This is a genomic window from Formosa algae (assembly GCF_001439665.1).
Lineage (GTDB): Bacteria > Bacteroidota > Bacteroidia > Flavobacteriales > Flavobacteriaceae > Formosa > Formosa algae.
In genome coordinates this window covers 1-13,378 of sequence record NZ_LMAK01000065.1, presented here as the reverse complement: position 1 = coordinate 13,378, position 13,378 = coordinate 1, and the positions used below count along the sequence as shown (strand labels likewise).

At 31.3% G+C, this 13,378-nt stretch carries 9 protein-coding genes and 1 riboswitch; of the genes, 6 read left to right on the top strand and 3 right to left on the bottom strand.

Translation table 11 applies throughout. The features are described 5' to 3' along the window. Positions 1-2: 2 nt before the first annotated feature. On the bottom strand, positions 3-590 hold the full coding sequence (locus tag AST99_RS13910) for a DUF6515 family protein (protein WP_057782672.1): 588 nt from the start codon (positions 588-590) through the stop codon (positions 3-5). A gap of 513 nt (positions 591-1,103) precedes the next feature. Here AST99_RS13910 and AST99_RS13905 point away from each other — a divergent pair. Beyond that, complete coding sequence (locus tag AST99_RS13905; protein ID WP_057782670.1) at positions 1,104-2,291, top strand: pyridoxal phosphate-dependent aminotransferase; 1,188 nt, start codon at positions 1,104-1,106, stop codon at positions 2,289-2,291. A gap of 8 nt (positions 2,292-2,299) precedes the next feature. Next, complete coding sequence (locus AST99_RS13900) at positions 2,300-3,427, top strand: AEC family transporter (protein WP_057782668.1); 1,128 nt, start codon at positions 2,300-2,302, stop codon at positions 3,425-3,427. Between the two features lie 57 nt (positions 3,428-3,484). Here the strand turns inward: AST99_RS13900 and AST99_RS13895 are convergent, their stop codons facing one another. Continuing rightward, a complete protein-coding gene (locus AST99_RS13895) occupies positions 3,485-5,224 on the bottom strand; it encodes a ribonucleoside-diphosphate reductase subunit alpha (protein ID WP_057782666.1) in 1,740 nt (579 codons plus the stop codon). Between the two features lie 2 nt (positions 5,225-5,226). Then, positions 5,227-6,501: a ribonucleotide-diphosphate reductase subunit beta gene (locus tag AST99_RS13890; RefSeq protein ID WP_057782664.1), complete on the bottom strand. Its 1,275-nt coding sequence runs from the start codon at positions 6,499-6,501 to the stop codon at positions 5,227-5,229. A 136-nt stretch (positions 6,502-6,637) separates the two neighbouring features. After that, positions 6,638-6,825: riboswitch (cobalamin riboswitch) on the bottom strand. A gap of 436 nt (positions 6,826-7,261) precedes the next feature. On the opposite strand from AST99_RS13890, the gene AST99_RS13885 reads away from it, so the two are divergent. The 4 genes from AST99_RS13885 to AST99_RS13870 all read left to right on the top strand — a co-directional run. Further along, a complete protein-coding gene (locus tag AST99_RS13885) occupies positions 7,262-8,599 on the top strand; it encodes a tyrosine-type recombinase/integrase (protein WP_057782662.1) in 1,338 nt (445 codons plus the stop codon). A gap of 186 nt (positions 8,600-8,785) precedes the next feature. Beyond that, positions 8,786-11,998 (top strand): type ISP restriction/modification enzyme, encoded by a 3,213-nt coding sequence (locus AST99_RS13880; protein WP_057782660.1) that lies wholly within the window; start codon positions 8,786-8,788, stop codon positions 11,996-11,998. A 13-nt stretch (positions 11,999-12,011) separates the two neighbouring features. Beyond that, a complete protein-coding gene (locus tag AST99_RS13875) occupies positions 12,012-12,857 on the top strand; it encodes an ADP-ribosylglycohydrolase family protein (RefSeq protein ID WP_057782658.1) in 846 nt (281 codons plus the stop codon). A 23-nt stretch (positions 12,858-12,880) separates the two neighbouring features. Further along, on the top strand, positions 12,881-13,378 hold a 498-nt coding region (locus AST99_RS13870), incomplete at its 3' end, for a hypothetical protein (protein ID WP_157486403.1).

Below are 13,378 nucleotides of genomic sequence, written 5' to 3'. Positions count from 1 at the left end.
TGTTAATCCATCTCAATAATACCAACTACTTCATAAGCTCTAGTATCGTTAACTTGTACTTTTTCGTATAAAATGTTCGCGTATTCATAATAAGACATACCATCTATAACTACTTTTTCATAACCATCAGGCAAACTATACACTATGGTTCCGATTTCTGGATCTACAACTTCATACTGATTATTTATTTCTATATAAAATGTTCCGTTTGCATTGTAATAATCTCTAGAATTGTATCTAATCCTTTTATAATTTGCAGGTAATACTCTTACTTTAAACCCAACCTTCGGCGCAATAGCAACATAGCTTCCTCTAGACTGCGCATAAAACTTGTTATTTGAATAATAGTAATTCTCTCCGTTATGCTTCACCACTGTTTTATTAGGTATAGATCTAACAGCAACAACTTTTCGTGAATTTTTTTTATAAGTCACCTTACTACTTGGTACTTTTTTAACAGTACTTCTTGTAGTAACAGTTGTTTTAGTTTCTTTTACTTTTGTTGATTTTTTTGTTTGCGAAAAACCTTGAGTTGTAATTGCCATTATAAACAATAATGGTATTAAATAGATTTTGATAATTGATTTCATAATGTATAAGATTTAAGATTAAACGTCTTTAATAATAAGACACCTAATACAAACAATGGTTTAGCACATAATTGTATATTGAAAAAACATTAACAAAATCAATCTGTAAAAGAATAACAAAAAATAAGCTTTAACAGATTTGATACAAACACATTACAAAAAACCTAAACCTAAAATCACTAAAAATCGAGTTTCATAATTTTAACACTATTAACCACCTATAAAACATCCAAAACAACACATCTCATTCCTTTTTTCTTATTCTAAAACCAACTTTACAGCCTTAAAAGTCGGAGTATATCTATATGTTGAAGAGTAAAATAATTGAAAATGAAATTTGAGTCTTTAAAAATTTCACAATTAGACTTTGTCTTTTAAAGTAAATACGCAATAATTACGACATATTCAGTCAATTTCACAAATCACATCATTATTTATTCCTAAAAACAAATTTTAACATTTTAAAAGCAATTAAAATTCTAATTTTAAAGAGAAAATTAAAGATTTATCAAAATGAATTCATCACAAATAAGTAGAAGAAATTGGTTAAAAAGAGGAGGCTTAACAATGGCTGGCCTTGCATTGATGCCTACAGAGATATGGGCAAAATCTGTAGAAATTGCTCAACAAAATGGGTCTACCTATATATTTGACAGCAGCAATACATTTAACGAATTTACACCTCCAATTGTAGATGAAGCAAAACTAAAAGCAAGACTTTTAGCTAACGAAAATCCTTACGGACCACCACCATTAGCTGCAAAAGCATTTCAAGACGAAGTTTTTACAGGAAACCGTTATGGTTGGGAAACATTAAATGCTTTGATAGACATCATTGCAAAAAAAGAAGGTGTTAAACCTGAAAACATTTTAATGGCTCCTGGTTCTTCAGACATATTAGAAAAAGTAGCTATGGTATTCTTCCAAAAAGGAGGAGATGTTATTAGTGCAGATCCAAGTTATATGTCTTTAATAAATGTATCTAAATCTGTTGGCGGAACCTGGAAATCTTACAAACTATTAAAAGATTCTCAACACGATTTAAAAGCTATGGAAGCTAATATAGATGCAGATACTAAATTAGTATACATCTGTAACCCAAACAACCCAACAGGATCTATTACAGATGCTAAAGATTTAAAAGCATTTTGTAGTCGCGCTTCAGAAAAAGTTCCCGTATTTGTAGATGAAGCCTATATCGATTTATCGGACAATGGTTTAGCAGACAGCATGGTAGATTTGGTTGCTCAAGGTAAAGATGTAATGGTAGCTAGAACGTTTTCTAAAATACACGGTATGGCCGGATTACGTATTGGTTACTTAGTCGCGAAAACAGAAACCATAGAACGCATAAACGATATTACTCGTGGCGGAATGGGTATTACAGGTCCATCTATAATGGCTGCAACAACTAGTTTACAAGGCAAAGAGTTTTTAGAAATGTCTAAAAGTAAAATTGCTGAAGCTAGAGCATACACTAAAACGTTTTTAGATAAAAAAGGGTTACCATATTTACCTTCTCAAACCAATTTTATCATTTTTGAGATTCCAACAGAAGGAAAACCTTTTCTTCAGGATATGTACAGTAAAGGTATAGGTGTAAAAGCTTTTAACTTTTGGGACAAAAACTGGTGTCGTGTAAGTATAGGAACTATGGACGAAATGAAACTATTCACAGAAGCTTTAGACCAAGTTATATAAGTATTATTATGACAGAAGCACATGTAAAAGCGCTCTCTTTTATTACATTCATCCTTTTAGGTTTCCTTATAAAAAAGAAGTTTACCTCTAAAGATGAAACTAACGGACTAAAAAAGATTATCCTTCTACTGGCTTTGCCTGCAACTATATTTATTGCCCTTTTACAAGTAAACCTAAATACAGAGCTATTAATACTACCTTTAATAGCTTTAGGCTTTAACGTGTTTTTATACGCCATAACGCCACTACTTTTAAATATAATTGGAATAACAGATTCGTCAACTAGACATACAGCTAAATTACTATTGCCATCTCTAGCACCTGGACTATCATGTTTTCCTTTTATTTTAGAATTTTTAGGCGCTCCTTATTTAGGAAAAGCTGCTATGGCCGACCTTGGAAACAAATTTTTCGTCCTATTTATACTGTATATTATTGCCATATCTTGGTTTTACAAAAACCAAACAAGCAAACCTGAACCTATTAGCACAAAATTAAAAGCCTTAGGAAAAGTGATGCTTTTTGAGCCTGTGAACATTTTTATTTTAGTGGCATTACTATTTGTCTTTTCTGGAATACATATGGTAAATTTACCCTTGTTTATTCAAGATAATTTAAACAGACTAAGTAGTATAATGACACCTTTAGTCCTTTTATTTATAGGATTAGCAGTAGTAATAAAGAAGAAACAAATTGCACAAATTTTTTCATTACTCATGCTAAAAAGCGGCGTAACACTATTAATTATAGGAAGCATAGTAACTGTTACACCCGTTTTTGATACTAACGATATTCTACTTATGCTTGTTTTTGGATTAAGCGCTTGTAGTTTTTGGCCGTTTGCACATATTTCTAGCATTGCTGCTAAAGAAGTAGACACTCCAGAGCACAAGAAAACCTTTCATGTAGATTTTGCTCTATCCATTTTAGCTTTATCTTTACCGCTTTCAGTATTACTAATATTAGGCATACTTACAGCAGGAAACACATTTACAAAAGCACCAAATATTTTAATATTTGGTTTTTCCGTTCTAGGTTTAGGGATTATTATTCCAGCTTTTAATGGCTTAAAAAAAGGAAAATTACTACAACTAAATTTCAGTAAACTTGCCAATACTTTAGTAAAGAACAGATAATAAAAAAGCCTAAAACTAAATTAGTTTGAGGCTTTTTTCTATTATAAGTTTATTTTTTTAAGCTTCACAACTTGCGCAATCTTTCTTTTGTTTAAATTTCTGAGCCGCATTCATACTATGTTGATAGTACAATGACTTCAACCCTAATTTCCATGCATTGATATGGATTTTATTAATCTCTTTAGTAGGCATATCTGGATGCACAATAATATTTAAGGACTGTCCCTGATCGATATGATTTTGCCTGTTAGCTGCCTGATAAATAATATCCATTTGATCAATTTCTGAATAGGTTTTAAACACTGCTTTTTCCTGATCAGATAAAAACTCTAAATGCTGTACAGAACCATCTCTACTACGTATATCATTCCAAACTTCATGCGTATTCATACCCTTTTCATCTAAAAGCTTAACCAAATACGGATTTTTTATCGTTGTTTTTATCTTAGCAATATCTTTTACATAAATATTAGACCAAATTGGCTCTATACCTTGAGACACTTGCCCTAAAATAAATGCTGAAGATGTTGTAGGTGCAATCGCATTTAAGGTTGCATTTCGTCTTCCATATCCTTTAAGTATTTTTGGCTCACCAAATTCTTTAGCTAAGGCTTCTGAAGCCGAATACGAACGCTCTTTTATTGTTTTAAATATTTCACTATTTAAATTGAATGCTTCTTGACTATCAAAAGACAATGATTTAGATTGCAATAAAGAATGCCAACCTAACACACCTAAACCTAATGCTCTATTTTCTTTCGCAAAATTATAAGCACGTTCCATAAATAAAAACGTTTGACGATCTGCGCGATCATCAGAATCTCTATACGATTCTAGTTTTTCAATAAATTCTGAAATTACAGCATCTAAAAAGTACACCATAGTTTCAACCGCATCTGTATCTTTCCACTGATCGTAGTTCAGTAAATTTATACTAGATAATACACATACAAAAGACCAATTATCGTCTGAAGGCAACATAATTTCTGTACATAAATTGCTCGCATAAATAGGATGGTCTTTATCTTTATACACATCTACAGTACCTTCATTTGCATTGTCGGTAAAGAACACATAAGGATACCCCATTTCTCCTCTACTCTGTAACACTTTCGCCCATACTGTTCGCTTTTCTACATCACCATCAATCATGGCTTGCATCCAAGCATTGGTAACAGTAACGCCATGTGTAAGTTCTTGTATAGCATTCCCTTCAGACCCTATTTCTAAGAATTCCATAATATCTTTATGGTCTATTGGTAAATACGGAGAAAAACGACCACGACGCACAGAACCTTGACTAACAACATCTACCATAGATTCAAAAAGACGCATAATATGAACCGCCCCAGAAGCTGTTCCATTATTTTTAACAGCGGCTCCACGATGACGGATTTTACCAAAATATCCTGAAGTTCCGCCACCTAGTTTAGACATCATGCCGATTTCTGATTGCGTAAAAAGAATATTCCCCATATCATCATCTACATGCGAACCAAAACAACTAATAGGCAATCCGCGTTTTTGCCCGAAATTTGACCAAACAGGAGAAGCCAAAGAGTAAAATCCTTGAGACATATAGTTATAGAATTTATCGCTAAATCCTGGCATTTTTAAAATATCTTGAGCTCTATCTGCAATTTCTCTTATACGTTCTTCTGGCAAAACACCATCTGTAAGATAACCAGATTCTAAAAATTTACGACTGTTTTCGTTTAACCATGCAAAGTCTCCTTTGTTCATCTCACTGTGTTCTAAAACATCTACTGATTGCTGATTGTATATATTGTTTTCCATATTTAAAATAAGTCGTCGCTAGTTATACTTTGTGCTCTTTTACTATAATTAATTGATCGTTTAACAAAAAAATCGCCGTGTTTTGTTCCTATAATTTCATCGTCAAACCATTCTGTTTGTGCTAATAATTTTTGATCTACATCAAATATTTTTTCAATTCCAATACTCTCTAATGAATTATTGAATCTGTTTTTAATAAACTCATTTATTACATTTTTAGGGATGAAATCTAACTCACCGGCTTCAAAAATCCAGTCTATAATTCTACTTTCAGAAGTATACGCTTCTTCACAAAGCTGCTGAATCATAATTTTATAATTCTGGTCGAACCACTCTGGATGTTCTTCTTTTATAATATTAATTATATCGATACCAAAATCGCCATGAATTTGTTCTTCTTTAGACGTTGCCTCTACCACATTAGAGATCCCTTTCAGCATATTCTTATGTTTATTGAAAGCCATTATAATTAGGAATTGCGAAAACAGAGACACATGTTCTATAAATAATGAAAACAATAAAACAGACTCTGCATACTCTTCGTTAATTTCACTTTTAGCATTTTTTAAAGCGGTTTCTAAATACTGAACACGCTTCATTATTGCTGGCTTTTTCTTTAATTCTTCAAACTCGCTATTTAATCCTAAAATCTCTAACAAATGTGAATATGCATCATGATGCCTCACTTCGCTCTCTGCAAACGTAGCACCTACAGATCCTATTTCTGGTTTAGGCATACGGTGATAAATATCGCCCCAAAATGTTTTTACAGCCACTTCTATTTGAGAAATAGCCAACATCGTATTTTTAATAGCACTCTGCTCTACAGTGGTTAATGCCGATTTAAAATCTTGAATATCGCTAGTAAAATTAAATTCGGTATGTATCCAATACGAATGTCTAATGGCAGGGACATACTCGTACAATTGCGGATACTCGTAAGGCTTTAGATTAATACGTTTTTCAAAAATGTTGCTTTTTCTACTTTGCGTCTGGTTATTTCTGTAAATAATATAGGCTTTAGCAACATCGTGAAATTCGCTGTGCATTAATTTTTGCTCAACAATATCTTGCACTTCTTCTACTGTTGGTACATAATCACTGTCGTGATCTTTTCGCTTAAGTAATTCAGTATATACTTCTTTAGCAATAATTGCAGCATCGTCACTACTTCCATGATTTACAGCAGACATTGCTTTTGTTACAGCACCCGTGATTTTATCGAGGTCGAACGGTTTTAATTTAAAATTTCTTTTTACGATTTGTATTATCTCCATGGCTTACCCTATTAAGTTTATTTAGAAATTCTGAATATTGAATTGGCAAACAAGGCGAAGAATAAATGCGCGACCATTGTACTATTATGGCATAAGCAAACATTTAATTCCAGCTTCAATCCCCGAAAGCTAATTGAATTATTCGTTGAAAACGGCAGGTCTTCTGACTTACTCCATTCACCCGGCCTTCCCATTCGCGAGAACAGTGACCACTTACAGGCTTCTAATTATGAGTTTACAGCTGCGGGACAGTCCCGGAATTGCACCGGATTCCCTTTTAATAGCAAGCATTTAAGCTTACTAACCATTAACACTATTGAATGCAAATTTATCTACTATTTATAAAATTCAAGCATTTTTAAAAGTTAGTTGTCACCAAATTTTTGACAATAATGTTAATAACATTTCTGTATAATCGATTTTATCAGGAAGATTAGCATCATTTAAAGTAAGAAGTCTGTTTTAGTTTTATTTTGACACGACTAAAATCAAAAAATCCTTGCTAATCATAAGATTAACAAGGATTACCGTACTCAAGGTGGGAATTGAAACTAGTCAATTTTTAATTCAAAATCACACCAGTGAACATCACAAAAACTCAACAACAATCTACTAAAAGCATACTATTACTACATACTTTGAATATTTAATATAATTGAATAATATTTAAGTTAATCTAAATTTACAATACAAAAATCGTACAAGCCGTACAAAAAATAGTTTTTATAGTTATATTTGTATTGTTCAAATTAATTCCACTATGGCAACTATTAACTTCTTATTTCGTTCTACACGAAAAAAAGCACCATTAACCGCACGTTTACTGTTTAGAGATGAAAACAAAGAGGATTATACACTTAGTGCAAAAACTAAATATTTTGTAGATGCTGAATATTGGAAAAACCACACCAAAAAAAAATGTAATGAAGTTGCAGACTTCAAAAACAAACAATTTGAAGTAAATGCTGAATTGCAAAAAATAGAGAATTTTATAATTGATGCATTTAACAATGAAAACATAACAGAAGTAACCAAAGATTGGTTTGAAAATCAAATGCACCTTTATTACAATCCAATAGATGAGGTAAAGCAAAGCGATATTTTAACCGATGCCATACAAAGTATAATTGATGAAGCCGAAACAAGAAAAAATGCAAAAGGCGGAATTGGTTTATCTAAAAGCAGAATAAATAATTTAGTTTCTCTTAAAAAGACCGTTGCAGAATACCAAGGCAAAAACAAACTCAAAGTAAAAGATATCAATGTAAATTTCGGTAAAGACTTTCTGAAATTTTTACTAGAAAAAAAGAAGTATCAAAAAAGCACTGCATTAAAAAAAGTTGCTGACTTAAAAACAGTTTGTAATGATGCAGAACTAAACGGCATTGAAACCAATATTCAATACAAGAAAATAAACAGCACCAAACCTAACAATGAAAACATTCTATATTTAAGTCCTTTAGAACTTGAAAAAATATCAAATGCAGAACTTACTAAAGATGCACACCTCAACGCTCGCAAATGGCTTTTATTGGGTTGTAATTTAGGTCAAAGAGGTAACGACCTTTTACAATTAAATGAAAACAATTTTGTTACCCGCAATGGCTATGAAGTAATTGAACTCAAACAACAAAAAACAGATAAAAACGTAACTATTCCAGTTTTAGAAACTACTAAAGAAATTATTAAAAGTGGTTTACCTTATCACATATCAATTCAAAAATTTAACAAGCACATAAAAGAGATTTGCAAAGAGGCTAATATTGATGAAAAGATACAAGGCAGTAAAATTACTGTAATAGAGAAAGGCAAAGGAAATACCGAAAAAAGAAAAATAAACGGTTTATATCCTAAATGGGAACTAATGTCTTCTCACGTTTGTAGACGTTCTTTCGCGACCAACCTATACGGAACACTACCAACGCCTTTAATAATGCAAATAACGGCTCACAGTAGCGAAAAAATGTTGTTAAACTACATAGGCAAAAGTGCACTAGACTACGCCCAACAAATTGCAGACTTCTACACACTACAAGCAATTAAGGAAAATAAAGAAAATCCAATGACAGTTATTAAAAACGTATCAAATCAAAATTAAATATTTTATTGTTTTCTCTTTTTTAGAATATTAACACAATTAAAAAATTGGATGAAATATTTATTTAAAAACTACCTAATCAAGACTATTCAATGTAATTACTGCAAAATCAATTTTAAACACTATTAATCTATAATTTAATGTTTATTTTTATTGATTATGAAATTAGAATATTAGAATATTAGAATGACATTATCACAATATATTGACAACCTAAACCAGCGTTATACTTTAGGTAATGCCACAGAACACACTTTTAGAGGAGACTTACAACAACTACTAGAAACACTTTTGCGAGATATAAGAGCCACAAACGAACCTAAAAGGCAAAAATGCGGTGCTCCAGACTACATACTTACTAAAAAAGAAATTCCAGTTGGTTTTATTGAAGCCAAAGACATAGGAGACAAAGATTTACTTGGTAAAAAGAAAACTGGTAACAAAGAACAGTTTGATAGATACAAAGCATCTTTAAGCAATCTTATATTTACAGATTATATAGATTTTCATATCTACCAAGATGGTGAATTTATTACTAAAATTGCTATTGCTGAGGTTGTAGATAACCAAATAAAACCAATACCAGAAAACTTTATAACGTTTACCAATCTTATTAAGAATTTTGTCACTCATATAGGGCAAAATATTAAAAGTTCTAAACGTTTGGCAGAAATGATGGCTGGTAAAGCAAGGTTGCTTTCAGACGTTATAGAAAAGGCTTTAAATAGTGATAATGAAAACCTAGAAGACAGTACTCTTAAAGAGCAAATGATGGCTTTTAAAGAGATATTAATACACGACATAACACCCAAAGGTTTTGCAGATGTTTACGCACAAACTATTGCATATGGTTTATTTGCTGCACGTTTACACGACCCTACTTTAAATACTTTTAGCAGACAAGAAGCCGCAGAACTCATACCAAAATCAAATCCTTTTTTAAGAAAATTATTTGGTTATATAGCGGGTGCAGATATAGACGACCGTATTAAATGGATAGTAGACAATTTAGCAGAAATATTTTTAGCGTGTAATGTAGAAGAGATTTTAAAAAATTACGGGAAATCTACCAAGATGGAAGACCCTATTATACATTTTTACGAAACCTTTTTAGCAGAATACGACCCTAAACTTAGAAAAGCCAGAGGGGTTTGGTATACACCTGCTCCAGTTGTTAATTTTATAGTAAGAGCGGTCGATGACATTTTAAAAACCGAGTTCGACTTGCCACAGGGATTGGCTGATACTTCTAAAACTACTGTAAAAGTAAAAACAGATATTGCTAATAAAAACTTTAAAAGTGGTTACCAAGAAGTAGATAAAGAAGTACATAAAGTACAAATTCTAGACCCAGCAACGGGAACAGGAACATTTTTAGCAGAAGTTATAAAGCACGTACATAAAAAATTTAAAGGACAAGAGGGTATTTGGAGTAGTTATGCAGAAAACAATTTGTTACCTCGTTTAAATGGTTTTGAGATTTTAATGGCATCTTATGCAATGGCACATCTTCAAATAGATTTACTATTAAAAGAAATGGGATTTAAAGCCACTAAATATCAACGTACAAAAATATATTTAACCAATAGTTTAGAAGAATATCATCCAGATACAGGGACATTGTTTGCTAATTGGTTAAGTAGTGAAGCAAACGAGGCAAACCATATTAAAAGAGATACTCCAGTAATGTGCATTGTTGGAAATCCTCCTTATAGTGGAGAAAGTTCTAATAAAGGGGATTGGATAATGGACTTAATGCAAGACTATAAAAAAGAGCCTGGGGGTAAAGTTAAACTTAAAGAGAGAAATTCTAAATGGATAAATGACGATTATGTAAAGTTTTTAAGATATGGACAGCATTTTATAGAAAAAAATGGAACAGGAGTTTTAGCATTTATAAATCCCCACGGATTTTTAGATAACCCAACCTTTAGAGGTATGCGTTGGAATTTGTTAAAAACATATGATAAAATTTACACTATTGATTTACATGGAAATAGTAAGAAAAAAGAAACTGCTCCAGATGGTAGTGCAGACCAAAATGTGTTTGATATTATGCAAGGCGTTTCTATAAATATCTTTGTGAAAACTGGTAAAAAGAAAAAGAACAAATTAGGTGAGTTTTTTCATTATGATTTGTTTGGAAAAAGAGATTTTAAATATGATTTTTTAACTGATAATTCTTTAAAAACTATTGACTATAAAAGATTACCAAATAGGGCGCCTAATTATTTTATGGTGCAAAAGGATTTCGAATTAGAAGAAGAGTACCAAAAAGGATTTAAAATCAAAGAACTATTTCCAGTAAACAGTATTGGAATTGCAACAGCGAGAGATAAATTTACCATTCACGAAACACAATCTGAAGTGTCTTCGATTATAGATGATTTTATCTCACTAAATGATGAAGATGCACGTGTAAGATTTAGATTAGGTAAAGATGCACGAGATTGGAAAATAAGATACGCTAAGAAAGATTTAGAAAAGTTTTATCCAGATAAAGGGACGTTTACTAAAATTGCTTATAGACCATTTGATTACAAATGGACATACTATACTGGAGAGTCTAAAGGGTTTCATTGTTTTCCTAGAGGTGAGGTAATGAATAATTTATTGAATGATAATTTGGCTATCAATTTAATTAGGAGGTCTAGAAGTAATAACTTCATTATTCCATTTATTACTAGAGAAATAGTAGATAAAAGTATAATTTCAACATTAGATAATTCGAATACCTTTCCTCTCTATATATATCCGGAAAATGATAATCAACAAAGACTAGGGCAAATTGAAGAAAGAAAACCTAATTTAAATACAGACATTGTCGAGCAAATTGCGAATAGATTGGAACTCAATTTTACAACTGAGAAAGAAACTACACAAAACACCTTTGCTCCTATTGATATTTTAGATTATATCTATGCAGTATTACATAGTCCTATTTATAGAGAAAAATACAAAGAGTTTTTAAAAATAGATTTTCCTAGAGTGCCTTATCCAAAAGACCAAGCAACATTTTGGCAGTTGGTTAAATTAGGTAAAGAAATTAGAGAAATACATTTATTAGAAAGTGAAACTGTAGAAAATTATATTACAAGTTATCCAGAAACAGGAGACAATATAATTACTAGAAAATTAACCAAAACAAATATTGGTTATGAGCCTATAACGGAAACTTTAGGTAAAGTTTGGATAAATGACACGCAATACTTTAATAACGTGCCTTTAGTTGCTTGGGAGTTCTATATTGGAGGTTATCAACCCGCTCAAAAATGGTTAAAAGATAGAAAAGATAAAGAGTTAACTTTTGAAGATATTTTACATTATCAAAAAATAATTGTTGCTTTATCTGAAACCTATAGGTTAATGCAAGAAATTGACAAAATAGAGATTGAGTAAAGCAATGTAAAAAATGATAGGAGCAATTATTGGAGACATTGTCGGCTCTATCTATGAGTTTGACAATCATAAAAACAAAGCGTTTGATTTATTCAAACAAGAAAGCACATTTACTGACGATACCGTTATGAGTATCGCAGTTGCAGATTTTGCTTTATGTAATCATGGAAACCCATCACAAGCAAGATTTGTTTCATATCTACATAAATGGTATTTGAAATATCCAAACAAATCCTATGGAGATAAGTTTACTCAATGGATTCAAGGTTTTAGCGACATAGAGTTTGTAAACTTTAATTCAAACAACAGTTTTGGCAATGGTGCTGCAATGAAGATTTCCCCCGTAGGTGATTCGGCTTCTAGTTTAGATAGTGCTCTAACAAACGCCAAATTTATTACAGAGGTTTCTCATAATCACAAAGAGGGTATTAAAGGAGCACAAGCGGTTGCTTCATTAATCTTTTTAGCAAGAAAAGAAAAGAGAAAAGCATTTTTGCAAGAATATATTGAAAATGATTTTGATTATGATTTAACCAGAACGGTATCACAACTTAGAAAAACTTATAAATACAATGAAACTTGTCAAGCAACAGTTCCAGAGGCAATTATTTGTTTTATGGAAAGTATCGATTTCGAGGATGCAATTCGCAATGCGGTTTCGATAGGTGGTGATACTGATACTTTGTGTGCAATTACGGGTTCAATCGCTGAAGCCTATTATCAAGAAATACCAGAATGGATTTTAAAAGAAACCGTCAAAAGGTTGCCTAAAGATATTCTAAATGTTTTGCGTGACTTTTACAATGAGGTTAGCGTTAATTATCCTAAAATATCAAAAGAAGTTTTGAAAAATGTCTAGTATATAGCAAAACAAGTGGTCAAATGGAAAATATTGAAGAAAAAAATAAGTGGTACAATAACATCATAGAGTTGTTTGAATTAAATGATTTTTTAAGTGTAATCGAGAGAGACGAAAAAGGAAACCCTGTTAAAGTGAGTGGTATTTCTGGAGACGTTCCTAACAAACTAAGGATTGCAGAAAATGAAAATGATTTTGAAGAAATATATCAAAGAGAATTTTCTAAATTAAAAGTTGCTACTAAAAATATTAATTTTTATATAAATGAATTTAAGGAGGTTATTGATGAAATGATAATGACCTACAAAAGAACTCATTCTTATAAATTAGATGTAAGTAATAATCGTGATTCTGATTTGTTAAATGTTGCTAATTCTTTTAAAGAATATTTAGATTCAAAATTAATAAATTTAGAAAAGGTTGTAATTAAGGATAATTCAACAAAAAAGTTATCTATACAAGGTAAAAAACTTAATATTTCAGAACGATATATGATTGCAAATCATACGTTAGATTTATAT